Origin of the sequence: Massilia sp. BKSP1R2A-1 (assembly GCF_050586525.1) — a bacterium.
In the GTDB taxonomy this organism is placed as follows: Bacteria; Pseudomonadota; Gammaproteobacteria; order Burkholderiales; family Burkholderiaceae_D; genus Telluria.
Genome location: NZ_JBOBRE010000011.1, coordinates 160,292 through 184,507 on the forward strand (window position 1 = coordinate 160,292; position 24,216 = coordinate 184,507).

At 64.7% G+C, this 24,216-nt stretch carries 31 protein-coding genes and 1 tRNA gene; 3 read left to right on the top strand and 29 right to left on the bottom strand.

Annotated features, from left to right (window positions below):
* Positions 1 to 2: 2 nt before the first annotated feature.
* From secY to ACQ7JA_RS17765, 22 genes are all read right to left on the bottom strand, one after another.
* Positions 3 to 1,337 carry a preprotein translocase subunit SecY gene (gene secY, locus ACQ7JA_RS17660; RefSeq protein ID WP_258826429.1) on the bottom strand — a complete coding sequence of 445 codons (1,335 nt, stop codon included), beginning with the start codon at positions 1,335 to 1,337 and terminating at the stop codon, positions 3 to 5.
* A 28-nt stretch (positions 1,338 to 1,365) separates the two neighbouring features.
* Positions 1,366 to 1,797: a 50S ribosomal protein L15 gene (gene rplO, locus ACQ7JA_RS17665; RefSeq protein WP_430900076.1), complete on the bottom strand. Its 432-nt coding sequence runs from the start codon at positions 1,795 to 1,797 to the stop codon at positions 1,366 to 1,368.
* Between the two features lie 26 nt (positions 1,798 to 1,823).
* Positions 1,824 to 2,003, bottom strand: coding sequence for a 50S ribosomal protein L30 (gene rpmD, locus ACQ7JA_RS17670; protein ID WP_036246278.1), 180 nt, complete (start codon positions 2,001 to 2,003; stop codon positions 1,824 to 1,826).
* Between the two features lie 11 nt (positions 2,004 to 2,014).
* Positions 2,015 to 2,533, bottom strand: coding sequence for a 30S ribosomal protein S5 (rpsE, locus tag ACQ7JA_RS17675; RefSeq protein WP_430900078.1), 519 nt, complete (start codon positions 2,531 to 2,533; stop codon positions 2,015 to 2,017).
* A 12-nt stretch (positions 2,534 to 2,545) separates the two neighbouring features.
* Positions 2,546 to 2,908, bottom strand: coding sequence for a 50S ribosomal protein L18 (gene rplR / locus ACQ7JA_RS17680; RefSeq protein ID WP_005663438.1), 363 nt, complete (start codon positions 2,906 to 2,908; stop codon positions 2,546 to 2,548).
* An 11-nt stretch (positions 2,909 to 2,919) separates the two neighbouring features.
* Positions 2,920 to 3,453, bottom strand: a complete 534-nt coding sequence (gene rplF / locus ACQ7JA_RS17685) for a 50S ribosomal protein L6 (protein WP_430900080.1) — start codon at positions 3,451 to 3,453, stop codon at positions 2,920 to 2,922.
* Positions 3,454 to 3,462: 9 nt separating this feature from the next.
* A complete protein-coding gene (gene rpsH, locus ACQ7JA_RS17690; protein ID WP_430900082.1) occupies positions 3,463 to 3,858 on the bottom strand; it encodes a 30S ribosomal protein S8 in 396 nt (131 codons plus the stop codon).
* A gap of 14 nt (positions 3,859 to 3,872) precedes the next feature.
* Entirely contained in the window at positions 3,873 to 4,178 is a 306-nt protein-coding gene (gene rpsN / locus ACQ7JA_RS17695; RefSeq protein WP_159698324.1) for a 30S ribosomal protein S14, read from the bottom strand.
* Positions 4,179 to 4,182: 4 nt separating this feature from the next.
* Positions 4,183 to 4,722: a 50S ribosomal protein L5 gene (rplE, locus tag ACQ7JA_RS17700; protein WP_430900084.1), complete on the bottom strand. Its 540-nt coding sequence runs from the start codon at positions 4,720 to 4,722 to the stop codon at positions 4,183 to 4,185.
* A gap of 5 nt (positions 4,723 to 4,727) precedes the next feature.
* Positions 4,728 to 5,042, bottom strand: coding sequence for a 50S ribosomal protein L24 (rplX, locus tag ACQ7JA_RS17705; protein ID WP_027867252.1), 315 nt, complete (start codon positions 5,040 to 5,042; stop codon positions 4,728 to 4,730).
* Between the two features lie 9 nt (positions 5,043 to 5,051).
* The gene (rplN, locus tag ACQ7JA_RS17710; protein ID WP_005663451.1) at positions 5,052 to 5,420 is read right to left on the bottom strand and encodes a 50S ribosomal protein L14; all 369 of its coding nucleotides are present in this window, start codon (positions 5,418 to 5,420) and stop codon (positions 5,052 to 5,054) included.
* 233 nt (positions 5,421 to 5,653) lie between these two features.
* Entirely contained in the window at positions 5,654 to 5,926 is a 273-nt protein-coding gene (rpsQ, locus tag ACQ7JA_RS17715; protein ID WP_231058290.1) for a 30S ribosomal protein S17, read from the bottom strand.
* Complete coding sequence (rpmC, locus tag ACQ7JA_RS17720; RefSeq protein WP_027867254.1) at positions 5,923 to 6,114, bottom strand: 50S ribosomal protein L29; 192 nt, start codon at positions 6,112 to 6,114, stop codon at positions 5,923 to 5,925. Before rpmC ends, rpsQ begins: the two co-directional genes overlap by 4 nt.
* Positions 6,115 to 6,126: 12 nt before the next feature.
* On the bottom strand, positions 6,127 to 6,546 hold the full coding sequence (gene rplP, locus ACQ7JA_RS17725; RefSeq protein ID WP_005663456.1) for a 50S ribosomal protein L16: 420 nt from the start codon (positions 6,544 to 6,546) through the stop codon (positions 6,127 to 6,129).
* 2 nt (positions 6,547 to 6,548) lie between these two features.
* Positions 6,549 to 7,379, bottom strand: coding sequence for a 30S ribosomal protein S3 (gene rpsC / locus ACQ7JA_RS17730; protein WP_231058289.1), 831 nt, complete (start codon positions 7,377 to 7,379; stop codon positions 6,549 to 6,551).
* An 11-nt stretch (positions 7,380 to 7,390) separates the two neighbouring features.
* Positions 7,391 to 7,723 (bottom strand): 50S ribosomal protein L22, encoded by a 333-nt coding sequence (gene rplV / locus ACQ7JA_RS17735; RefSeq protein ID WP_171085678.1) that lies wholly within the window; start codon positions 7,721 to 7,723, stop codon positions 7,391 to 7,393.
* Positions 7,720 to 7,995 (bottom strand): 30S ribosomal protein S19, encoded by a 276-nt coding sequence (gene rpsS / locus ACQ7JA_RS17740; RefSeq protein WP_005663463.1) that lies wholly within the window; start codon positions 7,993 to 7,995, stop codon positions 7,720 to 7,722. Before rpsS ends, rplV begins: the two co-directional genes overlap by 4 nt.
* A gap of 10 nt (positions 7,996 to 8,005) precedes the next feature.
* Positions 8,006 to 8,833 carry a 50S ribosomal protein L2 gene (gene rplB, locus ACQ7JA_RS17745; RefSeq protein ID WP_258826436.1) on the bottom strand — a complete coding sequence of 276 codons (828 nt, stop codon included), beginning with the start codon at positions 8,831 to 8,833 and terminating at the stop codon, positions 8,006 to 8,008.
* Positions 8,833 to 9,150 carry a 50S ribosomal protein L23 gene (gene rplW, locus ACQ7JA_RS17750; protein ID WP_430900089.1) on the bottom strand — a complete coding sequence of 106 codons (318 nt, stop codon included), beginning with the start codon at positions 9,148 to 9,150 and terminating at the stop codon, positions 8,833 to 8,835. The genes rplB and rplW overlap by 1 nt, the downstream gene beginning before the upstream one ends.
* Complete coding sequence (gene rplD / locus ACQ7JA_RS17755) at positions 9,147 to 9,767, bottom strand: 50S ribosomal protein L4 (RefSeq protein ID WP_430900091.1); 621 nt, start codon at positions 9,765 to 9,767, stop codon at positions 9,147 to 9,149. Before rplD ends, rplW begins: the two co-directional genes overlap by 4 nt.
* A gap of 2 nt (positions 9,768 to 9,769) precedes the next feature.
* Complete coding sequence (rplC, locus tag ACQ7JA_RS17760) at positions 9,770 to 10,426, bottom strand: 50S ribosomal protein L3 (protein WP_430900093.1); 657 nt, start codon at positions 10,424 to 10,426, stop codon at positions 9,770 to 9,772.
* A 279-nt stretch (positions 10,427 to 10,705) separates the two neighbouring features.
* Positions 10,706 to 10,782 (bottom strand) — tRNA-Val (locus ACQ7JA_RS17765).
* Between the two features lie 291 nt (positions 10,783 to 11,073).
* Here ACQ7JA_RS17765 and ggpS point away from each other — a divergent pair.
* Positions 11,074 to 13,389: a glucosylglycerol-phosphate synthase gene (ggpS, locus tag ACQ7JA_RS17770; RefSeq protein ID WP_430900095.1), complete on the top strand. Its 2,316-nt coding sequence runs from the start codon at positions 11,074 to 11,076 to the stop codon at positions 13,387 to 13,389.
* Between the two features lie 11 nt (positions 13,390 to 13,400).
* A complete protein-coding gene (locus ACQ7JA_RS17775) occupies positions 13,401 to 14,474 on the top strand; it encodes a mechanosensitive ion channel family protein (RefSeq protein WP_430900097.1) in 1,074 nt (357 codons plus the stop codon).
* Here ACQ7JA_RS17775 and ACQ7JA_RS17780 read toward each other — a convergent pair.
* From ACQ7JA_RS17780 to ACQ7JA_RS17795, 4 genes are read right to left on the bottom strand one after another with little or no spacing between them, the layout of a single operon-like run.
* Positions 14,360 to 15,328, bottom strand: a complete 969-nt coding sequence (locus ACQ7JA_RS17780) for an arginine N-succinyltransferase (protein WP_430900099.1) — start codon at positions 15,326 to 15,328, stop codon at positions 14,360 to 14,362. The genes ACQ7JA_RS17775 and ACQ7JA_RS17780 overlap by 115 nt on opposite strands.
* A gap of 3 nt (positions 15,329 to 15,331) precedes the next feature.
* Positions 15,332 to 16,630, bottom strand: coding sequence for a peptide MFS transporter (locus tag ACQ7JA_RS17785; protein ID WP_430900101.1), 1,299 nt, complete (start codon positions 16,628 to 16,630; stop codon positions 15,332 to 15,334).
* Complete coding sequence (locus ACQ7JA_RS17790; protein WP_430900103.1) at positions 16,623 to 18,095, bottom strand: M81 family metallopeptidase; 1,473 nt, start codon at positions 18,093 to 18,095, stop codon at positions 16,623 to 16,625. Before ACQ7JA_RS17790 ends, ACQ7JA_RS17785 begins: the two co-directional genes overlap by 8 nt.
* Positions 18,096 to 18,103: 8 nt before the next feature.
* Positions 18,104 to 19,237 carry an NAD(P)/FAD-dependent oxidoreductase gene (locus tag ACQ7JA_RS17795; protein WP_430900105.1) on the bottom strand — a complete coding sequence of 378 codons (1,134 nt, stop codon included), beginning with the start codon at positions 19,235 to 19,237 and terminating at the stop codon, positions 18,104 to 18,106.
* Positions 19,238 to 19,454: 217 nt separating this feature from the next.
* Between ACQ7JA_RS17795 and ACQ7JA_RS17800 the strand changes: the two genes are divergently transcribed.
* Positions 19,455 to 19,826 carry a RidA family protein gene (locus ACQ7JA_RS17800; RefSeq protein WP_430900107.1) on the top strand — a complete coding sequence of 124 codons (372 nt, stop codon included), beginning with the start codon at positions 19,455 to 19,457 and terminating at the stop codon, positions 19,824 to 19,826.
* Between the two features lie 6 nt (positions 19,827 to 19,832).
* Here the strand turns inward: ACQ7JA_RS17800 and ACQ7JA_RS17805 are convergent, their stop codons facing one another.
* The 3 genes from ACQ7JA_RS17805 to ACQ7JA_RS17815 form a co-directional block, all read right to left on the bottom strand.
* A complete protein-coding gene (locus ACQ7JA_RS17805) occupies positions 19,833 to 20,561 on the bottom strand; it encodes a helix-turn-helix domain-containing protein (RefSeq protein WP_430900109.1) in 729 nt (242 codons plus the stop codon).
* A 78-nt stretch (positions 20,562 to 20,639) separates the two neighbouring features.
* Positions 20,640 to 22,127, bottom strand: coding sequence for a M81 family metallopeptidase (locus tag ACQ7JA_RS17810; protein WP_430900111.1), 1,488 nt, complete (start codon positions 22,125 to 22,127; stop codon positions 20,640 to 20,642).
* A gap of 8 nt (positions 22,128 to 22,135) precedes the next feature.
* Entirely contained in the window at positions 22,136 to 24,211 is a 2,076-nt protein-coding gene (locus ACQ7JA_RS17815) for a serine hydrolase (RefSeq protein WP_430900113.1), read from the bottom strand.
* Positions 24,212 to 24,216 lie beyond the last annotated feature (5 nt).

Below are 24,216 nucleotides of genomic sequence, written 5' to 3' on the forward strand. Positions count from 1 at the left end.
GCTTAACGCGACGGAATTCCGCCCTTGAAATTCGCCTTGCGCAGCAGCGATTCATATTGCTGCGACATGACGTAGTTCTGCACTTGTGCCATGAAGTCCATCGTCACCACGACTACGATGAGGAGCGACGTGCCACCGAAGTAGAAAGGAACTTTCCACTGCGAGGTCAGGAACTCCGGCACCAGGCACACCAGGGTGATATAGACTGCACCGGCCAGGGTCAGGCGCATCAGGATCTTGTCGATGTAGCGCGCAGTCTGCTCGCCCGGGCGGATGCCTGGGACAAATGCGCCGCTCTTCTTCAAGTTGTCCGCCGTTTCCTTGCTGTTGAATACCAGCGCCGTGTAGAAGAAGCAGAAGAATACAATCGCCACCGCATACAGCACCGCGTGAAGCGGTTCACCGTTCGCCAGCGACGCGGCCAGATCCTTGAGGAACCCGATGAAGGGGCTCGAGGAATCCTTGCCACGCGTGAACCAGTCCACGATGGTCGCCGGGAACAGGATGATCGACGAGGCGAAGATCGGCGGGATCACGCCGGCCATGTTCAGCTTCAAGGGCAGGTGGCTGGTTTGGCCACCGTAGATCTTGTTGCCGACCTGACGTTTTGCGTAATTGACCAGGATCTTGCGCTGTCCGCGTTCCACGAACACGACGGCATACGTGACCCCTGCTACCAGGAGCACGATGATGATCGCTGCAATGCTGCTGATCGAACCGTTCGAAACCAGGGTGAACAGGCCACCCAGGGCCGACGGCAGACCTGCTGCGATACCGGCAAAAATGATGATCGAAATACCGTTGCCAAGACCACGCTCGGTGATCTGCTCGCCCAGCCACATGAGGAACATGGTGCCGGTCAGCAGGGTGACCACCGTGACGAAGCGGAAGCCCATGCCCGGATCGAGCACGAGGCCAGGCTGCGCTTCGAGCGCGACCGCGATGCCGAACGCCTGGAACAGAGCCAGTGCAACCGTGAAGTAACGGGTGTACTGGGTGATCTTGCGGCGGCCGGCTTCGCCCTCTTTCTTCAGCGCCTCGAGTTGCGGCGAGACGATCGATGCAAGCTGCATGATGATCGAAGCCGAAATGTAAGGCATGATGCCGAGGGCGAACACGGTAAAGCGGGACAGGGCGCCACCCGAGAACATGTTGAACATGCCCAGGATGCCGCCTTCGTTCTGCTTGAACAGCGCTGCCAGCTGCACCGGGTCAATCCCGGGAACCGGGATGTGAGCACCGATGCGGTACACGACCAATGCGCCAAGCAAAAACCACAGCCGACCCCAGGGGAAGCCGGAAGCGGCGCTTTTACCAAGTTGTGAATTAGTCGCCAATTTTTGCTCCGATCAGGCAGGGCCGCAATTAAGCGACCGAACCGCCAGCTGCTTCGATCGCCGCTTTCGCGCCGGCAGTTGCCTTCAGGCCCTTGAGGGTCACCGCTTTGGTGATCTCGCCCGACAGGATGACGCGCACGTCGCGTGCCACCACCGGCAGGATGCCTGCTTGCTTGAGCACCAGGATGTCGACTTCGCCGACGGCCAGGTTGTTCAGGTCCGACAGACGCACTTCAGCCTTGAACGATGCGTTCAGCGACTTGAAGCCACGCTTCGGCAGACGGCGCTGCAGAGGCATCTGACCGCCTTCGAAGCCGACTTTGTGGAAGCCGCCCGAACGCGATTTCTGACCCTTGTGACCGCGGCCGGCAGTCTTGCCCAGGCCCGAGCCGATACCGCGGCCAACGCGACGCTTCGCGTGCTTGGCGCCGTCAGCTGGTTGAATGGTATTGAGTTCCATTGATTTCTCCGTACGTAAGCCGCGGCTTACGAAACAACTTTAACGAGGTACGCGACTTTGTTGATCATGCCACGCACGGACGGGGTGTCCTGCAGCTCGGAGACCGAGTTGACACGACGCAGACCCAGGCCGCGGACGGTAGCACGGTGATCCTGACGGGTACCGATCAGGCCCTTGACGAGCTTGACTTTGACAGTGTTTGCCATGTTTGTTCCCCTTAACCCAGGATGTCTTCAACCGACTTGCCGCGCTTGGCAGCGACGTCGGAAGCAGTGCTCATTTTCGACAGACCGTCGAGGGTCGCGCGAACCAGGTTGTACGGGTTCGACGAACCGGTCGACTTGGCGACCACGTCGGTCACGCCCATCACCTCGAAGATAGCGCGCATTGCGCCACCAGCGATCACGCCGGTACCTGGCTTGGCAGGCATCATCATGACGCGCGAGGCGCCGTGACGACCGGTGACGGTGTGGTGCAGCGTACCGTTCTTGAGGGGCACCTTGATCAGGTTGCGGCGGGCTTCTTCCATCGCTTTCTGCACGCCGACAGGAACTTCCTTCGACTTGCCCTTGCCCATGCCGATGCGGCCATCGCCGTCACCGACCACGGTCAGCGCTGCAAAACCCATGATACGACCACCCTTGACCACTTTGGTCACGCGGTTGATCGCGATCATTTTTTCGCGCATGCCATCATCCGGCTTGTCGCTTTGCATTTTCGCTTGCATTTTTGCCATGACGATTCTTCCTTAGAACTTCAGACCGGCTTCACGCGCGGCTTCCGCCAGCGCCTTCACACGGCCGTGGTAACGGAAACCCGAGCGGTCGAAAGCGACCTCGGTGATTCCTGCTTTCAGTGCTTTTTCAGCGACGCGCTTGCCGACCAGGGCAGCTGCTGCAGCGTTGCCGCCTGCACCAGTCTTGCCGGCCAGTTCAGCGCGGACTTCTGCTTCCAGCGTCGAAGCCGACACCAGCACCTTTGCGTCCGGGCTGATCAGGTTCGCATAGATGTGCAGGTTGGTGCGATGAACCGACAGACGGTTCACGCCCAGCTGGGCGATCTTGATGCGGGTTTGACGTCCGCGACGCAGACGCGATTGTTTCTTGTCCATGTCAGCTCCGATTATTTCTTCTTGGTTTCTTTAAGCTTCACCACTTCGTCCGAATAACGGACACCCTTGCCCTTGTAAGGCTCAGGCGAGCGGTAAGCGCGCACTTCGGCAGCCGTTTGGCCGACTTTCTGGCGATCGATACCCTTGATCACGATTTCGGTCGGGGTCGGGGTGGTTGCCGTGACGCCTTCCGGCATCGCGTGCAGCACCGGATGCGAGAAGCCCAGCGACAGGTTCAGGGCGTTGCCCTGCACAGCTGCCTTGTAGCCCACGCCCACCAGGTTCAGCTTCTTCTCGAAGCCTTTGGTGACGCCGGTAACCATGTTGTTGACCAGGGCGCGCAGGGTGCCCGACATGGCGTTCGATTCACGCGAATCGTCCACCACGTCGAAAGTCAGCGTGCCGTTGTTGTTTTCCACTTTGACCAGGCCGTTCAGCGGCTGGGTCAGGGTGCCGAGCGGGCCCTTGACGGTGATCGACGACGCGTTGATCGCGACATCGGTACCTGCCGGGACGGCGATTGGCATCTTAGCTACTCGAGACATGTCTACTCCTTAAGCCACGTAGCACAGCACTTCGCCACCGATGCCGGTAGCACGTGCCTTGCGGTCGGTCATCACGCCTTGCGGGGTCGAGACGATTGCCACGCCCAGGCCATTCATGACCGACGGGATTTCATCCTTGCCCTTGTAGACGCGCAGGCCAGGACGGGACACGCGCTCGATGCGCTCGATGACCGGACGGCCGGTGTAATACTTCAAACCGATTTTCAGTTCCGACTTGCCACCTTCGGTGGACACGGCGAAATCTTCGATGTAACCCTCGTCCTTCAGGACGTTGGCAATGGCAACCTTGACTTTCGACGACGGCATTGCGACCGAGGTCTTCTGGACAGTTTGTGCGTTGCGAATGCGGGTCAGCATATCGGCGATAGGATCGCTCATACTCATTGCTTATTCTCCTATTACCAGCTGGCTTTGGTCATACCCGGGATTTCGCCTTTCATGGCGAATTCGCGGACTTTGGTGCGGGCAAGACCGAATTTACGGAAAGTGCCACGTGGACGGCCGGTCATGGCGCAGCGGTTACGCTGGCGGGTCGGGGCCGAGTTGCGCGGCAGTGCCTGCAGTTTCAGGCGCGCTTCGTAACGCTCTTCTTCCGACTTCGACTGGTCGTTGATGATCGCTTTCAGAGCGGCACGCTTTGCGGCGAATTTCTCCACCAGGTCTGCACGCTTCTGTTCGCGGTTAATCAGTGCAAGTTTTGCCATGCTCTTAGTTCCTGAACGGGAATTTGAAGGCGGCGAGCAGCGCTTTGGCTTCTTCGTCGGTCTTAGCGGTGGTCGTGATCGAGATGTTCATGCCACGCAGCGCATCGATCTTGTCGTAGTCGATCTCTGGGAAGATGATCTGTTCCTTGACACCGATGTTGTAGTTGCCGCGACCGTCGAACGATTTGCCGTTCACACCGCGGAAGTCACGCACGCGCGGCAGGGCCACGGTGATGAAGCGGTCCAGGAATTCGTACATGCGGTTGCCGCGCAGGGTGACCATGGTACCGATCGGGTAGCCTTCGCGGATCTTGAAACCTGCGATTGCCTTGCGTGCCTTGGTGACGACCGGCTTCTGGCCGGCGATCTTGGTCAGGTCGCCGGTGGCGTGCTCGATGATCTTCTTGTCGGCAACTGCTTCCGACAGACCCATGTTCAGGGTGATCTTGGTCAGGCGCGGGACTTCCATCACCGACTTGTAACCGAATTTCTCGGTCAGCTCGGCGACGATCTTGTCTTTGTAAATTTGTTGGAGACGGGCCATTTATCTTACCCCTTCACTACTTCGCCGTTCGACTTGAAGACGCGGACTTTCTTGCCGTCCTGGTCTTTGAAGCCAACGCGATCTGCCTTGCCGGTCGCAGCATTGAACAGCGCGACGTTCGACACGTGAATCGGCATAGTCTTGTCGACGATACCACCAGTAACACCGGTCATCGGGTTCGGCTTGGTCGCTTTCTTAGCGACGTTGACGCCTTCGACGATGACGTGTTCAGCGTCTACACGCTTCTGAACGACGCCACGCTTGCCCTTGTCCTTACCGGCCAGAACGATGACTTCGTCGTTTTTACGAATTTTATCCATGTCGATTCCTTACAGAACTTCAGGTGCCAGCGACACGATCTTCATGAACTTCTCGGTACGCAGTTCGCGCGTGACCGGTCCGAAGATACGGGTGCCGATCGGCTCCAGCTTGGCGTTCAGCAGAACGGCGGCGTTGCCGTCGAACTTCACCAGGGAACCGTCCTGGCGGCGCACACCTTTAGCGGTACGCACAACCACGGCGTTGTAAATTTCGCCCTTTTTGACGCGGCCACGCGGCGCAGCCACCTTCACGGTGACCTTGATGATGTCGCCAATGCTCGCATAACGGCGCTTCGAGCCGCCCAACACCTTGATGCACAGAACTTCCTTGGCACCGGTGTTGTCGGCTACTTCGAGCCGGCTTTCGGTTTGAATCATAGTATTTTCTTTCCCAACTTAAGCCGTAGAAAATCCCACGGAAACCGTGGGCCTGCGGTCAGTCTTGGTCCCGCCGTCTTGCCCCTGCTGGAGCGCCACGATTGGGTGATTGGACTTTCCAATATAACTTTCGTTACAGGCCGCTTTTCCGCGGGTACAAACTGCGGCGACACATGAACGAAGCCCGCTAGTATCACAGATACCAGCGGGCCACGCAAGACAAATTTTAAGGCTTAGATGACCTGTGCTTCTTGCACAACACGGGTCACGGTCCAGGCCTTCGTCTTCGAGATCGGGCGACCTTCCGTGATCTCGACCGTATCACCGGTCTTGACCTGGTTGGACTCGTCGTGCGCGTGATACTTGTTCGAACGCACGATGATCTTGCCGTACAGCGGGTGCTTCACGTGACGCTCGATCAGGACGGTTACCGTCTTGTCCATTTTGTCGGACACGACCTTGCCGACCAGCGTACGCTTCAGCGCCGTTTTAGTGGTGTCGTTCATTTGGCTTCCTTCGAGTTCATCACAGTCTTCACACGCGCGATGTCGCGACGTACTTTCTTGAGCTGCGCGGTGTTGCCCAGCTGCTGGGTAGCGATTTGCATGCGCAGGCCGAACTGGGCCTTCAGCAGCTCATTCAGCTCCTTTTGCAGCGCTTCCTGGTCCTTGCCGCGGAGTTCCGATGCTTTCATATTCAACTCCTGTTATTGGCCGACTTGACGGACCACGAAAGTGGTCGCCAGCGGCAGTTTGGCAGCGGCCAGGCGGAACGCTTCGCGCGCCAGTTCTTCTGCGACGCCGTCCATCTCGTACAGGACTTTGCCTGGCTGGATTTCAGCGACGTAGTACTCCGGGTTACCCTTACCGTTACCCATACGGACTTCGGCCGGCTTGTTCGAGATCGGCTTGTCCGGGAAGATACGGATCCAGATACGGCCGCCACGCTTGATGTGACGGGTCATGGCACGACGTGCCGCTTCGATCTGGCGTGCGGTGATACGGCCGCGGGCAACTGCCTTCAGGCCGAACTCGCCGAACGAGACCGCGGTGCCGCGGGTGTGCGAAATGCCGGTGTTACGGCCTTTCTGCTCTTTACGATACTTCCTGCGCGATGGTTGCAGCATGCTTATTCTCCTGCTTTCTCAGCTGGCGCAGCGGCGGCCGGTGCGGCAGGCTTGACAGCCGGACGTGCACGGACGGTTGGTGCTGCATTGCCAGGACGGCCGGCGCCAGCCGGACGTGGGCCGCGCGACGGCTTGCCGTCGTCGCGACGCGGGCCGCGTGGCTTCTTCTCATCCGGTGGGGTGTCGATGACCGGGGCTTCGCCGGTGACCGAACGGTCGCCCTTGTAGACCCAGACCTTGACGCCGATGATGCCGTAGGTGGTCGATGCTTCGCTGGTGCCGTAGTCGATATCGGCGCGCAGGGTGTGCAGAGGCACACGGCCTTCACGGTACCATTCGGTACGTGCGATTTCGATGCCGTTCAGGCGGCCCGACGACATGATCTTGATGCCGACGGCGCCCAGGCGCATGGCGTTCTGCATCGCGCGCTTCATTGCGCGACGGAACATGATGCGCTTTTCGAGCTGCTGCGAGATCGAGTCGGCGATCAGCTGCGAATCGATTTCCGGCTTGCGGATCTCTTCGATATTGACGTGCACAGGCACGCCCATGATCTTCGCCAGCGAAGTCTTCAGGACTTCGATGTCTTCGCCTTTCTTGCCGATCACGACGCCCGGACGCGACGAGTAGATCGTGAAGCGTGCGTTCTTGGCAGGACGCTCGATGACAATGCGGCCGACCGAAGCGTTCTTCAGCTTCTTCTTCAGGAAAGCGCGTGCTTCCAGGTCTTCCTTCAGCATGTCGGCGAAGTTGCCGTTGCCAGCGTACCAGCGCGATGCCCAGTTACGGGTGACCGCCAGGCGGAAGCCGGTTGGGTGGATTTTCTGACCCATCGTATGACCCCTTAGTTACCGACAGTCACGTAGATGTGACAGGATTGTTTCGAAATGCGATCACCGCGGCCTTTGGCGCGAGCCGTAAAGCGCTTCAGGATCGGGCCCTTTTCGACGTAGATCTGCACGACCTTCAGTTCGTCGATGTCCGCGCCATCGTTGTGTTCCGCGTTGGCGATTGCCGACTCGAGAACCTTCTTGATGATGGTCGCGCCCTTTTTCGGGCTGAACTGCAGAATGTTGAGTGCTGCGTCAACTTTCTTGCCGCGGATCAGGTCCGCAACCAGGCGGCCCTTTTGTTCCGACAGGCGAACGCCTTTGAGGATTGCTTTAGTTTCCATTATCGTTTCGCCTTCTTGTCAGCAGCGTGGCCCTTGAACGTACGGGTCAGCGCGAATTCGCCGAGCTTGTGGCCGACCATGTTCTCCGAGACGTACACCGGCACGTGGACCTTGCCGTTGTGCACGGCGATGGTCAGACCGATGAAGTCAGGAGTGATCGTCGAGCGGCGCGACCAGGTTTTGACTGGCTTCTTGTCTTTGGTCGCTTGCGCGGCTTCGACTTTTTTCACCAGGTGGGCGTCAATGAACGGCCCTTTTTTCAATGAACGAGTCATGTTTTATCCCTTATTTCTTGCCGCGGCGCGAGACGATCATCGACGAAGTGCGCTTGTTCGAACGCGTCTTCTTGCCCTTGGTCTGCTGGCCCCATGGCGACACCGGGTGACGACCCGCTGCCGTACGGCCTTCACCACCACCGTGCGGGTGGTCGATCGGGTTCATGACGACACCGCGGACGGTCGGACGCACACCGCGCCAACGCATCGCACCGGCTTTACCGATCTTGCGCAGGCTGTGTTCGGCGTTGCCGACTTCACCCACGGTTGCACGGCACTCGATGTGCACGCGACGGACTTCACCCGAGCGCAGGCGAACCTGGGCGTAGGTGCCTTCGCGGGCCATCAGGACGACAGCGGCGCCGGCGGTGCGGGCCATCTGTGCGCCCTTGCCAGGCAGCATTTCGACGCAGTGCATCACGGTACCGACCGGGATGTTGCGGATCGGCAGGCAGTTACCGGCCTTGATCGGTGCTTCCGAACCGTTCATCAGGGTATCGCCGACAGCGACGCCCTTCGGAGCGATGATGTACGCACGGGCGCCGTCCGCGTAGCACAGCAGAGCGATGTGCGCGGTACGGTTCGGGTCGTATTCGATACGCTCGACCTTGGCAGGGATGCCATCTTTCTGGCGCTTGAAGTCGACCAGACGATAGTGCTGCTTGTGGCCACCGCCGATGTGGCGGGTGGTGATGTGACCGTTGTTGTTACGGCCGGCGGTCTTCGATTTCTTTTCAACCAGGGCTGCGAACGGACGGCCTTTGTACAGGTCGCTGTTCACAACCTTCACCATGCCGCGGCGGCCTGGGGAGGTTGGCTTCATCTTAACGAGTGCCATTATTTAGCCTCCTCGACAAAATTGATTTCCTGGCCCGGCTTCAGGCACACGAAAGCGCGCTTGGTGTGGTTGCGGCGACCAGTGAAACGGCCCGAACGCTTCTGCTTGCCTTCGCGGTTCACGGTTTGCACCGATTCCACGTCGACTTTGAACAGCAGCTCGACGGCGGCTTTGATTTCCGGCTTGGTCGCATCCGGCAGAACCTTGAACACGATCTGTTCGTTCTTTTCAGCGACGAAGGTCGCCTTTTCGGAAATGACCGGAGCCAGCAGCACCTTCATCAGGCGCTCTTCGCTGAATTTGATTGCGGTGCTCATGCGTACATCTCCTCGATCTTGGCCAGAGCAGCTTTGGTGACCAGGACTTTCTTGTAGAACACCAGCGACATCGGGTCAGCTGCCTTCGGCTCGACGACGAGCACGTGCGGCAGGTTGCGCGACGCCAGTTCCAGGTTTTCATCGATGGTGTCGGTGATCACCAGGACCGATTCCAGGCCCATGCTCTGCAGCTTTTGCGACAGCAGCTTGGTCTTCGGAGCTTCGATCGACAGGTTTTCGACAACGTTCAGACGGCCTTCGCGGGCCAGCTGCGAGAAGATCGAGCAGATACCTGCGCGGAACATCTTCTTGTTGACCTTGTGCGAGAAGTTCTCGTCCGGGGTGTTCGGGAAGATGCGACCACCGCCGCGCCACAGAGGCGACGACGACATACCAGCACGAGCGCGGCCGGTGCCCTTCTGGCGCCATGGCTTCTTGGTGGTGTGGTGGACTTCTTCACGGTCCTTCTGCTTGCGGTTGCCGCTGCGCGCGTTGGCGGCGTAGGCGACCACGATCTGGTGGATCAGGGCTTCGTTGTATTCGCGGCCGAACACGGTGTCGGCAGCTGCAACGCCGGCGCCAGCTTGACCTTGCTCATTCAGGAGCTGGAGTTCCATACTTAGGCTCCTTTCTTGGCTTTGGTTTTGACAGCCGGCTTGACGATCACCTGGCCGTTCTTGGCGCCAGGAACGGCACCCTTCACGAGCAGCAGTTGACGGTCAGCGTCGATGCGGGCGATTTCCAGGTTCTGGGTGGTGACGGTAACGTCGCCCAGGTGACCGGTCATGCGCTTGCCCGGGAACACGCGGCCCGGATCCTGCGCCATACCGATGGAGCCAGGAACGTTGTGCGAACGCGAGTTACCGTGGGTCGCACGACCCGAGGCAAAGTTGTAACGCTTGATGGTACCGGCGTAGCCCTTACCGATCGAGGTGCCTTGCACGTCGATTTTCTGGCCCACTTCGAACATCGAAGCATTGATGGTGTCGCCGGCTTTGAGTTCAGCGGCTTTGGCGGAATCGATGCGGAATTCACGCAGCATCGTGCCAGCTTCCACGCCAGCTTTGGCGAGGTGACCGGCAGCGGCCTTGTTCACGCGCGAGGCGCGACGTTGACCGAAGACGACTTGCACAGCAGTGTAGCCGTCAGTTTCAGGGGTTTTGACTTGCGCAACACGGTTGTTGGACACGTCCAGCACGGTGACAGGGATCGAATCGCCGTCATCCGTGAAGATACGCATCATGCCAACCTTGCGACCGAGGAGGCCCAGGCTCATTTTTTCTCCATTCCCACCTACGATTGGGCGGGGCTAATTAGTACTACTAAAAAAGTACGGGCTGAAAAAGACGTGCCCATACCGAAGCCGGCTAGTATAACGCGCAAACGGCAACGGCGCAACAGGAGAAATCGGGGTTGAAACCGGCCTGTTGCGTTTTCCGCAGTATCTTGGAGAGAGCGAGGAATCCGGTCTTGTCGACCGGCACAGAAAAGGCACACCGCTGCGCCTTTTCTCTGCAGGCTACGACCATTGCTGGGAGCCTGCGATCTGGAAGTCTGGTGGGCGGTGCAGGATTCGAACCTGCGACCCCTTGGATGTCGACCAAGTATTCTAACCAGCTGAACTAACCGCCCGGGGAGCCGCATTATACGTAGCAGCCCAGCAGTTTTGCAATAGCTTTTTTTCGATACCGTACACGAGGCCGCTATCGGATCGCGGGTTGTCGATGTCGGCACGAAATGCTATTGTACAAATGCACTTAGCAAAAGTTTCTCTTCAGCACCACCTCTCGCCGGCAGATCCCCGGCTGCGTCCCGCGCAGCATCCTGCCTTCCCCCGGCATGTGCGCCTCCCGGCCCGTCCCGCATGCCCCGACCCGGTCCGCCGCCTGCGCGCGCGGACGCATCGTATGAAAAGGATGATTCATGACCGTTATCGATTCGCAACGCCCGTCCCGCCCCCTCGATCCCGCCCGCCTCGTGCTTGCCACCGACCTCGATGGCACCCTGCTGGCCGGCACCCATGAGGCGCGGCGCCGCGTGCGCGAACTGTTCGCCGGCGCCGCCGGCGCTCCCGAGGGCACGCGCCCCACCCTGGTCTTCGTCACCGGACGCGGCCTCGAGACCGTCATGCCCCTGCTGAGCGACCCCGGCATCCCTACGCCCGACTACATCATCGCCGACGTCGGCGCCACCGTGGTCGACCGCGAGCTGCGCCCGGTCGAACCGATCCAGCACGAACTCACCGCCCACTGGCCCGGCAGCCAGGCCGTGCTGCGCGCCCTCGCCGGTTTCCCGCAGCTGGTGCGCCAGAGCGTGCCCCAGGAGCGGCGCTGCTCCTTCCTCGCCCCCGAAGACGCCATCACCCCCGCCCTGCAGGCGGCGGTGGACGCTCTCGGCTGCGAGCTGCTGTTCTCGGCCGGCCGCTACCTCGACGTGCTGCCGCGCGGCGTCGGCAAGGGCGCCGCGCTGCGCCGCCTGGCCCTCGCCGCCGGCTTCGACCCGGCCAGCGTGGTGGTGGCGGGCGATACCCTGAACGACCTGTCGATGTTCGAAGCGGGCTTTCGCGGCGTGGTGGTGGGCGGCGCCGAGCCCGCCCTCGCCGAGCGCGTGCGCAAGAACCCGCGCGTGCACGTGGCCACGCAGGAAGGCTGCGGCGGCATCCTCGAGGGCCTGGCGCGCCACGGCGTGCCGCTGGGCGAAGCGCGTCCCAGGGACGCGGCGCCGGTCCACGGCGACGCCGAGCTGGTCATGGTCTACCACCGCCTGCCCTTCGACGAGATCGAGGTGGACGGCATCACGCTGCAGCAGCGCCCGAAGAGCCCGAACGGCATCATGCCGACCCTGCTGAACTTCTTTGCCGGCGGCCGCAAGGGCTCCTGGGTGGCCTGGTCGCATCAGGCCAGCCGCGCCCCCGAGGGATTCGCCACCCACGTGGCGGTCGACGCCGGTCGCTATCCGCAGCTGCAGGCCGCGCGCATCGCCCTCACCGGGGAAGACATCGACCTGTTCTACAAGAAGTTCTCGAAGGAGGCCTTCTGGCCCATCATCTTCTCCTTCCCGGACAAGGCCCGCTTCAACCAGGCCCACTGGGAGCGCTTCCTGGAGGTGAACCGCCTGTTCGCCGAGCAGACCGCGCGCGAGGCGGCCATCAACGCCACCGCCTGGATCCACGACTACAACCTGTGGATGGTCCCGGCTTTCCTGCGCCCGCTGCGCCCCGATCTGACCATCGCCTTCTTCCACCACACGGCCTTCCCCTCGAGCGACGTGTTCAACATCCTGCCCTGGCGCCGCGACATCATCGGCAGCCTGCTGCAGTGCGACTACGTGGGCTTCCATATCCCGCGCTACGTCGAGAACTTCGTCGACGCGGTGCGCTCGTTCGCGCCGGTGGAGGTGGCCGGCAGCGTGCCGTGCGCGCCGCGCTTCCTCACCTATGGCTGCGCGCTCGGCGTGGACCGCATGATGACGGCGATCGAGGTCGGCGGGCGCCGGGTGGCGCTGGGCGCACACCCGGTCGGCACCGACGTCGCATCGATCCGCGCACTGGCGCAGAGCGAAACCGTGCAGCGCCAGCTGGCCGAACTCGACGCCTATCTGGATGGCCGTACGGGCATCGTCTCGATCGAACGCCTCGACTACGTCAAGGGCTCGCTGGAGAAGCTGGAAGCCTTCGAGCGCATGCTGGAGCGCCATCCGGAGCTGCTGGGCAAGGTGACCCTGCTGAACATCGTCACCCCGGCCGCCAGCGGCATGGAGATCTACGACAGCCTGCGCGAGGAACTCGACCGCGCCGTCGGCCGCATCAACGGCCGCTTCTCGACGCTCGACTGGGTGCCGGTGCGCTACTTCTACCGCTCCCTGCCTTTTGAAGACGTGGTGGCCCACTACGCGGCCTGCGGCATCGCCTGGATCACGCCGCTGCGCGATGGCCTGAACCTGGTGGCCAAGGAATACATCGCCGCGCGCCAGGCGGCGGGGCGGCCCGGCGTGCTGCTGCTGTCCGAGTTTGCCGGCGCCGCCGTCGAACTGCACGGCGCCCTCCTGGTGAACCCCTACGATGCGAACGCCATGAGCGAGACCCTGTACCGGGCCCTCACCATGGGCGCCGACGAAGTCGCCTACCGCGCCGCGCGCCTGGGAATGATCGTGGAAGAACACGACGTGGCGCGCTGGGGCGAAGGCTTCCTGGCGGCGCTGGCGCCCAGGACGGTCGTCGACGAACGTCCCGCGGCATGAGGAGGCCGGACATGAACACCCTCTTCCTCGGTAATCCGCTGGCCGACTGGCTGATCGCCCTCGTGGCCGCGGCGGTGGTCGCGGCCGGCCTGGACGCGGTCAAGGCCATCCTGCTGCGCCGCCTCTCGCGCCTGGTGGCGGCCGATCCCGGCAATGCCCGCGCGGCAGGCTCCTTCGCCGCCGCCCTCTCCAGCACCCGGCTGGCGGTGCTGGTGCTGGTCGGCCTGTATGCCGGCGCCAGCCTGCTGGTCCTTCCCGAACGCGCCCAGCTGGTGCTGAGCCGCATCGCGATCGCCGCGGTGCTGGTGCAGTGCGCGATCTGGGGCGACCATGCGGTGCGCGCCTGGCTGGCCGGCACGCGCGCCCGCCAGGCGGCCGATCCGGACCGCGTGACCTCGTCCGCCGCGATCGCCTTCCTGCTGCGGGTGGCGCTGTGGGCGGTGGTGGCGCTGATGATCCTCGATAACCTCGGCGTCAACATCACCACCCTGGTGGCCAGTCTCGGCATCGGCGGCATCGCCATCGCCCTCGCCGTGCAGAGCATCCTCGGCGACCTGTTCGCCTCGCTCTCCATCGTGCTCGACAAGCCTTTCGTGGTGGGTGACTTCATCATCGTCGACACCATGCTGGGCACGGTCGAGCGCATCGGCCTGAAGACCACCCGCGTGCGCAGCCTGGGCGGCGAGCAGATCGTGTTCTCGAACGCCGACCTGCTGAAAAGCCGCATCCAGAACCTGCGCCGCATGGAAGCGCGGCGCGTGGTGTTCCGCTTCGACCTCACCTACGACACGCCGGAACCGGCCCTGCGCCTGCTGCCCGGCCTGATCGAGGAGATCGTCACCGCCCAGCCCCAGGTGCGCTTCGACCGCGCCCACCTGGCCTCGCTGGCGGCGCCCGGCTACACCTTCGAGACGGTCTATTACGTGGACAGCGCCGACTACCGGGTCTTCATGGACACGCAGCAGGAGGTCTACTTGCGCATCGTGGCGATGCTGGAAGAACAGGGCGTGCGCCTGGCCCTGCCGGCGCACGCCGTCCACCTGGCGAAGGCTCCCGCTTCGGTGCCGCTGCGGCAGGCCGCCTGATTCAGGGCGCCAGCGGCAGGATGCGCAGCGGGCTGCCTGCGTCGCAGCCCAGCGCATCCACGGCAGCCTGCGGCAGCACCACGATGGGCGCCCCGGGGTCCGTGTCCGCGACGACGGCGCGAAAGCGATGCCGCTCCGTGCAGGCGGCGCGCCGGCGCCGTGTCGGCGTGGGTCTTGCCGATCGCCGCGCAGGCGTCAAGGCCCAGCAGGTGGGTGTACAGGGGCAGGCGCGGCACCAGGTGTTCGATGAAGAGACGGTCGCCGTTGTCGCAGAAAACGTCGGCCTCGTGGAAATCCATGTGGAAGAAGGGCCGCCCCACGGCTTCCCAGAAGGGCGACCTCCCCTGCCCGTCCTGGAAACCGCGCATCTCGGCGAAGACCTTGCTGCCAAACAGCGAAGGAAACTGGGCCATGAACAACAGGCGGCCTTTCGACAGCAGCCTGCCATTGCTGCCGCTGCGGTAGTCCGGGTGCAGGTAGAGCGAGCACAGCTCCGACGCGCCGGAGAGGTCGTGGCTCAGGTGCAGCGACTGCACCCGGTTCACCAGGCCGGTGGTGGGGCTGGCGTGTACCGAAGTGCTGATCCGGTAGTTATAGAAGGGCTCCCTGACCCCGACCGCGGCCTTGATGGTCGAGACGCCGCATACCCGCCCCGCCGCCAGGTCTTCCAGGACGAATACGTAGTCGGCGTCGGCAGGCGCGAGCTCGCCGGAAAAGGAGGCGGCCGCCACGGCCAGGCACTCGCGCAGCGCGCCGCGTTCGGCATTCAGCGTCGTCATGCCCGGCCCGACGCCCTTGGCCAGCTCGAAAACGGCATCGAGGTCGGTTTCCAGTGCGTTGCGCAGGACGAGCATGGCTTACAGCGCTTTCTCCACCGGCGGGATGGCCACGTCCGGCAAGGCCAGCGTTTCCTGGTGCTTGCGATGGATGCCGAACAGGATCAGGCCGGACGCCGCGGCAATCGCCGCCATCATCAGGAAGAAGGTTTCGGGGCGCATGCTTTCCCAGGTGGCGCCGATCACACCCGAGAGCAGGTTGCCGGTAAAGGAGCAGAAGAACCAGGCGGCCACGGTGGTGGCGGCGAAGCGCTTCGGCGCCAGGGTGGCGAACAGGCCCAGGCCGACCGGCAGGATGTAGAGCTCGGCCAGCGTGAAGACGGCGAAGAACAGGACCATCCAGGGCCAGCCGATCGCGAAGCCGCTGCCGGCCGCCAGCACGATCAGCCCGGCCAGCAGGGCGTAGGAAACGCCGATGCCGAGCGCGCCCTGCCCCATGCGGCGCAAGGCCGGCGTGCCGAGGCCGCGGGCGGCGCGGGCATTCCACATGCGCACCAGCAGGGGGCTGAACAGGAACACGAACATCGGATTGAGCGACTGGAACCAGGTCACGGGAATCGTCATGCCCAGGGCCGTGCGCTCGACCGCCGTATCCGACCAGACCGCGAAGGTATTGCCGGTCTGCTCGTAGGCGATCCGGAACAGCATCACGGCCAGCGCCACGCCCACCAGCAACGGCACGTTCGACATGCCCTCGTTCGAATCCACCGCGCCCGGGCGCCCCACCGGCTTCGACGCCTCCGGCGGCAGGTATCGGCCGCCCCAGAGATAGACCACCAGGCCCAGGCACATGCCGATGCCGGCGGCGCCGAAGCCGTAGTGCCAGCCATAGACTTCGCCCAGGGTGCCGCAGATCAGCGGCGCCAGGAAGGCGCCCAGGTTGATGCCCACGTAATAAACGTTGAAGGCGGCGCCGGCGCGCGGGTCGTCCTTCGGGTACAGCAGGGTGACCTGGCTCGGCAGATTCGGCAGGAACAGGCCGTTGCCGATCGCGATGACCGCCATCGCCGGGAAGAACAGCGATTCGAAGGCCATCATGAAGTGGCCGAGCGCCATGAGCAGGCCGCCGATCACCACGGCCGGGCGCCGGCCCAGCCAGCGGTCGGCGATCATGCCGCCGAAAATCGGCGTCAGATAGACGCCCGCAGCATAGGCGCCGAAGATCAGGGACGCGGAAGCCTGGGTGTACTGCAGCTCCTTGGTCATGTAATAGATCTGCAGGGCGCGCATGCCGAAGAAGGAGAACTTCTCCCACATCTCGGTCAGGAACAGGACGGTCAGGCCGCGGGGCTGGCCGAACCAGGTGGCGGTGTCACGCATGGCCGGTCTCCTCGTCGAGTGGCCACATGGGCCGTTGCAGGTGGACATAAGGCAGGCGCGCCAGGTCGCTGTGCAGGGCGCCGGGGGCGTCGCAGATGAGGGTTTCGGCGGCGATCGGATCGAAGCAGGCGCGGAAGTGCCGGGTCGACTTCACCACCACCAGGCGCTTCGTGGAGAGGTCGATCCCCAGCTCGGTGAAGCATTCGGGCGAGAACACCTGCTGGCGCCGGGTATTCAGGACGATGTCGATGCCCTGCGCGCGGATCGCGACCGCGTCGCCCAGGCTTTCCGTGTACTTGCCGGCAAGGCCATGCTGGCGCGCGTCGCGCCGCACCGCCGTCACCGTCGCCGGCAGGTCGACCGGCTGGCCGGAACCCGGGCCGACCTTGCCGCCGATGCGCAGCGGCAGCTCGGCGCCGACGCCGGCATCCATGGCCAGCTGCACGGCCAGCGGATCCCAAAGCATGCCCAGGGCGACGTCGCGCGCGCCCCGTTCCAGCAGCGCGCGCAGCACGAAGGTGCTGTCGCAGGCCGCGCCGCCGCCGGGGTTGTCGGCGCTGTCGGCCATGACCACCAGGCCTGCGGTCGAGGCCAGCGCCGCGTCCACGGCCTCGTCGAGCCCCAGCATCGAGCGCGCGCCGAGACTGCGCAGCGCGTAGAAGGCATGCGCCAGCTGGGCCGCGATGGTCTCCGCCCGTTCGCGCGCGCCGCTTTCGAACACCACCAGTACGGCGGCGCCCGTCTCGGCGGTGTCGGACCAGGGGAAGCCGTGGATCAGCGAAATCGACAGGATGCCGTCCTGGGACTCGCCCTCCCCCACCCGCTCGAGCAGCGCGCGCATCGGCGCTTCGCCCGTGCCGAACAGCCCCAGCATCGGCACCCGGCGCAGCAGGGTGTCGGGCCGGCATCCGCCCCCGGCCATGCCGGACAGGATCGCATGCAGTTCGCGGGTGCGCGCCAGGTAGTCGGTATGCGGATACTCCTTGCAGGCGACGAGCACCGCGCCGCTGTCCGTCATGCGCGGGGTCAGGGTCGCGTGCAGGTCGAGCAGCGCGCCGACCGGCACGCCGGGACCGACCAGGGCGCGCACGCGCTCGAGCAGGTCGCCTTCGCAATCCTGGTAGCCCTGGGCGATCATGGCGCCGTGCAGCACCAGGAACACCGCATCGACCGGACCGGCGGCCGCCAGTTCTGCGAGCAATTCGTCGCGCAAGCCTTCGTACACCTGGCGCGCCACGGGTCCGCCCGGCTGGGCCCAGGCGCACAGGCCCTGCGTGACCCGATCGCCGTGTTCACGCGCCACCTCGCGCAGGAAGCCATAGCCGGGAAAGCCATGGGCCAGGTCCTGGGCCGCCGCATCCGCGCCCGGCCGGACCAGGATCCCCTCTTCGAAGGACCGCAGCGTGGTCGGGATCGGCGAGAAGCTGTTGGTTTCGTGGGCGAGTGCGGCAAGGAAGATGTGCATGGCAATCCTCAGGTCTGGAAACGCGCGGGGCTGATACGGGCGGGGTCGAAGCCGAACGATGCCAGTTCCGGCGCCGGCGCTTCACCCAGCAGCAGCGACGCATAATAGCGTCCCGCGCCGGGCGCCGACTGGATGCCGTAGCCGCCCTGCCCCGCGGCCCAGAAAAAGCCCGGCAGCTTCGGATCGAAGCCCCCGACGAGCTCGCCGTCCGCGACGAAGCTGCGCAGGCCGGCCCAGGTGTGGGTCGGACGCCGGATGCGCAGGGTGGTGAGACGCTCGATGTTGTCGATGGCGATCGCGATGTCGAGCTCCTCGGCCTGCACGTCGTGCGGCGTCACCGGGTCTGCGTTCACGGGGGAGCCGAGCAGCATGCCGGCGTCGGGCTTGATGTAGAACGATTCGGTCACGTCGAGGAACAGCGGCCAGTCCTGCGTCGACAGCCCGTCGGGCGGCGCGAAGATGAAGGCCGAGCGGCGCTTGGGCACCAGGCCCACCGGATCGGCGCCGGCCAGGCGCGCGACCTCGTCGGCCCAGGCTCCGGCCGCGTTCACCACCACCGGCGCGCGGCAGGTCCCGGCGCGGGTCGCGACTTCCCACAAGCCGTCCACGCGCTGCACGCCCGTCACGGCGGCATCGAGGACGGTCGTCGCGCCGTTGGCGCGGGCGCCGCGCAGGAAGCCCTGCAGCAGGGCGTCGACGTCGATGTCGGCGGCATCCTTTTCGAGCACGCCACCGATCACCTGGTCCGGCCGCAACACCGGCACCAGTTCGAGGGCAGCCTGCGCGTCGAGCCGCTCCACCGGCGACGAGGTGGCGCGCACCAGCTTCTCGTGCTGGTCGAGCAGCGCTTCCTGGCCCGGCGCGCCGAACACGAAGGCGCCGCGCGGCGTGAGCAAGGGATGGTCGCTGAAGCCCGCCGGGGGGGTGCGGAAGAAATCGAGGCTGGCGCGGGTAAGCGCACGTACCTGGTCCGGACCGTAGCTTTCCATGAACAGCGCGGCCGAGCGCCCGGTGCTGTGGTAGCCGGGCTGGGATTCCGCCTCCAGCACGATGACGCGCGCGCGGCGCGACAGCCAGTAGGCGACCGAGGCGCCGCCGATGCCGGCGCCGATCACGATGAAATCCGCAGTGTCCTGACCCATACGATCCACTTGCCCGCCTTTCGCCGTTTGCATAATTTTCAAAAAAAGAAAATTCTTCTATACCTGAAAGATATGCGACGCCGAACGCCTGCGCAAGCATTTTCTGAAACAACCGAACGCAGCCGCGCAACGATTGACGGCATGTTCCGGGCTGGTGATAATGATTTTTATTTCCGAATCAGAAAATTTCTGTAAATTTGAAATGAAGGAGAACGCCATGACCGGAATCGAACGCACGCCCAGCGAACTGCCGCTGCCCTTCTCGAAAGCGGTCCGCGCGGGCGGATTCCTGATGCTGTCCGGCCAGATCCCGCTGGGCGGGGATGGCGCGCCCTTGCGCGGGACGATCGAGGAACAGACCGCGAGCGTCATCGAGGGCATCGCGGCCACGCTGGCGCAGCACGGCGCCAGCGTGGAGGATGTGGTACGGGTGACGGTGTGGCTGTCCGACCTGGCGCTGTTCGCGCGCTTCAATGCGGTCTATGCCGGCTATTTCAAGGCGCCGCACCTGCCCGTGCGGTCGACGGTGCAGGCGAAGCTGGCTTTCGACGTGGACGTCGAGATCGAGGCGACGGCGTACAAGCCGTAGCCGGAGCTACTTCTTCGGCTTCCTGGAAGCCGCTTTTGCCGCCGGTTTGGCGGCCGGCGCTGGCGCGCTGTCAGGCACGGTATCCGGCGCCGGCTCGATCAGCGAAGCGAAGGTGCCTTCCGAACTCGGCTCGTCGGAGGTGCACACCGACAGCACGCGGCAGGTCCCCTCCCCCACCGCGATATAGGCATGCGCCATGCCGCTGTCGAAGTAGATGGAGTCGCCGGTTTCCAGGCGCACCGGGGCGTACAGGTCGGTGTACAGGTCGACCGCGCCTTCGAGGACCAGGGCGAATTCCTCGCCCGGGTGGCGGATCAGCTCACCGAATTCGGCCAGCGAACGCGCGTGGATCTCGGCGAAGATCGGCACCGAGCGCTTGTTCAGCAGGTCGGCCGCCGGGTAGAGGTGCGAATAGTTCGGAGTGTTGATGACGTAGCCGGTGCCGCGCCGGTTGATGCTGCGGCGTCCGCTGGAAGCCGGCGCCGGCGCCTTCTCCGCCGTGGGACTGCCGCTGAACAGCTCCGAAATATCGATTTCCAGGGCATGGCAAATGCGCAGCAGCTTGTCGTAGCTGAGCGACATCTTGTTGTTCTCGATCTTGGAGATGGTGGACATCGGCATGCCGCTCTTCTCGCCAGCCTCGATCAGCGTCATGCCGCGTTCCTTGCGGATGCGCCGGAGCGACTCGCCCAGGTTGCCGTCCGGTCCGTGATTGATCGCGCGTTTGGTTGCCATCGGTGTCCTCTTCAGAAGCGCCCATTATAGTGCTGCCTTGCCACGATTGAAAACGCGGCACGTCGGTTTTCCGGAACGCTAAATCCCTTGCACACCGTGCGGATCGGCCACCCGCGGCCAGTAATCGAGGGAGCGCAGGCGGTAGGGAATCGCCGCGAAGTCCAAGCTCATCGCGCCGGGCGTGCTCACGTAGAGGACTTTGCGCGCGATCGGCGCGAATTCCGCGTGGAAGTGCTGGGTCGACTTCACGGCAACGATGGCCTTGTCGAGCAGGGAAATGCCGGCGCCGGTGAAGGCGTCCAGGCCGTAGGTCTGGGTGCGGATCGAGCACAGGAGGATGTGCAGGCCGCCGGCCGCCTCGACCCAGACGCAGTCGCCCAGGCGCTCGCGCGTGCCGAGCGCGCTCTGGCTGTGGTCCGGCACGATGGCGCGCACGGTCACCCGCAGATCGACCGGCTGGCCGGACGCCGGCCCGCACTTGCCGCCGATGCGCAGGTCCAGCTGCGCGCCCACGCCGGCGCCTTTGCAGACGTGGACCGCGCCCAGGTCCCAGATGGCGCCGACGGCGCTGTTCGCGATCCGGCGCTCTACCAGGCGGCGCAGGATGAAGGTGCTGTCGCCGGCGGCGCCGCCGCCCGGGTTGTCGGCCACGTCCGCCAGCACGGCCGGCCCCCGCGGTTCCGCCATCCCGAGACCGGACTCGCAGGCCGCGTCGAGCGCCTCGTCGATGCCGCACACCTCGGCGCCGATGCGCTCGCGCAGCGCCCAGAATTCCCGGCCCAGCTGCTGCGCCCAAGCCCGCGCCAGGGCGGGATCGTTGTCGGTGACGACCCACAGCTTCGCGCCCGCCTCGGGCACATCGCCCCAGGGGAAGCCATGGCCGAGCGAGACCGAGAGCACGCCCGGCTCGCGTTCGACCGCCTGCATGCGCCGGACAAAACCCTGCATCGGCTCGCGCGTGGTGTGCCACAGGCCGACCATCCTGCAATCGAAGACGGCGGTCACGGGACGCACCTTCCCCAGCGCGGCATCCTTCAGGATGCGGTACAGCTCTTCGCCACGCGCGTCGGTATCCGTATGCGGGTACTCCTTGAAAGCGATGATGACGTCGGCCGCAGCATGCATCCGCTCCGTGAAGTGACAGTGCAGGTCGAGCTCGAGCCCGACCGGCACGCCGGGGCCGACGATCTCGCGGATCGCCGCCGCCAGGTCGCCCTCGCAATCGTCGATGCCCTCGGCCGCCATCGCCCCGTGCAGCAGCAGCTGCACCGCGTCGACCGGCAGGGCCGCGCGCAGGTCCGCCAGGATCTCGTCACGCAGCGCTTCGTACACCTGGCGCACCGTGCGTCCGCCCGGCTGGGCCAGGGTGCACAGGCTCTCGACCACCTCCCCGCCCTCGCGCTCGACCAGATCGCGCAGGCAGCGGAGAAAAGCGCCAGCGCCTTCCGGATCGCGCCGGCTGGCGTCGCCGTGGAAGATGCCGATCTCCTCGAAGTCGCCCAGCCCGGTCGGCGCGGCGGCGAAGGTATTGGTCTCCGTGGCCAGGTGGGCGATGAAGAAGCGCACGTGCGGGCTCAGTAGTTCAGGTTCCAGGTGATCAGGTGGCCGACCAGGCCGAGCCAGACCACGCCCAGCAGGCCGAGCGCCACCAGCACCGCCCATGCGCGGGTGAGGCGGGAAGCGCCCGTGCGGCGCATGCGCCACGCCACCCACACGCCCACCGCCGCCGCGCCGATGGCCAGCAGGCCGCTCGCTTCCAGCAGGCCGACGATCCAGTCGATGCCGCTGTGGTAGACGGCGACGTCGGTGCTCAGGACCGGCTTGATCAGGATGAACCAGGCCGCGATGTAGAGCAGGGACACCAGCACCGCCCCACGCTGCCAGCGGCGCAGGCGCTGCAGCTCGGGCGAGGCGCCGCTGCTCGCGCGGTCGGCGCGGCGCAGCAGGGCGCCCACCGGCCAGGCAAGCAGGGCGAGCGTGAGCACCAGGAAGGACAGCAGCAGGATGCTGACGTTGAGCGGCGCCGAATTGACAAAAGTTGCCTCCTGCAGCACCGCGACCGGGTTGTCGCTGTCGATCACGGTCTTCACGCCGTTGATGTCGCGCAGCGCCATCATCTGGGCGCCGCCGACCTTGCGCCACAGCTGCGGCCCGACTTCGCGGTAGGTGCCCATCTCGCCCAGGCCGTCCGGCACGGAAATCGTCCCGTCCGGATTGGCCGTGACGACGGTCTGCTGCAGCAGGTAGAAGAAGCGCAGGAAACCGTGGTCGACCCGGCGCGAGCTCTGATAGCGGCCGGCGATCGTCGCGGCGTCGGCCTGCGCGGTGGCCAGGGTCGGCTGCTCGGCCGCCGGCGGAGCCGGGAAGTAGCGGTCCATGAAGCCGTCCATCAGCTCCTTGCGCGCGGTGTAGACGGCGCCGTCCTTGCCGCGGCTGTTGTAGGTGAAGTAGATGCCCACGCCTTCCTCGGGCAGCAGGTTCATCTCGGTGTGGTAGACGATGGTGTCGCCGCCGTGGCCGATGAGCAGGCGCCCGTTGTGCCGCACGTGGAAGAAGCCGTGCGCCATGGTGCCGAAGCCCGGCAGGCCCTGGTGGGTGTAGCTGGGGCTGTGCATGCGTGCGGTGGTCGCTGCATCGAGGATGCTGGCGCCATCCACGCTGCCCTGCCCCAGGTGGGCCAGCATGAAGCGCGTCATGTCGGCGGCGGTGGTGGTGAGCGAGCCGGCGGGCGCCGTGATCACCAGCTCGAAGGGCGACGGCGGCTCCGTCAAGGTGTTGTAGCCCTTCGAGAGATAGCCCGGGAAGCCCTTGGGTATCGGCTGGACGAAGGTCGAGTGACTCATGCCCAGCGGCTTGAAGATGTGCTGCTCGACATAGGTTTCGAAGGGCAGCCCGGACACCCGCTGCACGATGTAGCCGGCCAGCGCCACGCCGTAGTTCGAATAGCCCGGCGCTTCGCCCGGTGCGAACAGCATGGGCCGCGGATGCTCCTTCAGGTAGCGTTCGGTGGTCTGGGCCAGGGCCGGGTCGTAGCCCAGCAGGTCCTTCAGCCCCTCCTCGAAGCCGGCGCGGTGGTTCATCAGGTCGCGCATGGTGATCGGCTTGCCGTAGGCTTCCTCGATCCTGAAGTCGAGGTAGTCGTTGACATTGCGGTCGAGGTCGATCTTGCCCTGCTGGACCAGCTGCATGACGGCGGTCCAGGTAAACGGTTTGGAGGTCGAGCCCGGGCGCACCAGGGTGGTGGCCGGATACATCGGGACCTTCGCCTCGACGTCGGCCAGTCCGTATCCTTTCTGCAGCAGCACCTTGCCGTCCTTGACCACGCTGATCACCATGCCCGCGATCTCGCCGCTCTTCAAGGAGTACGGCACACGGCCGTCCAGCCAGGCCGACAGGTCGGTGGCGTCCAGGGCATGCGCGCCGCCGGCAGTGGCGCCGCTGGCCGCCGCGCGCGGCGCTTCCGGGACCTGTGGGTCGGCGCTGCGGCTCTTCTCCAGCGCCGCCGCGGCCCTCTCCTTCGGCGTCAGCTGCTGCTTCGGTCCGGGCGCCAGGTCGGCGAGCGCCTGCTGCCCCTGGGCGGTGACCAGGGCCGGCGCCAGGCCGAAGGCGGCCGCCGCGAGCAGAGACAGGAAACGGGTACGCACTTTCATCGGAC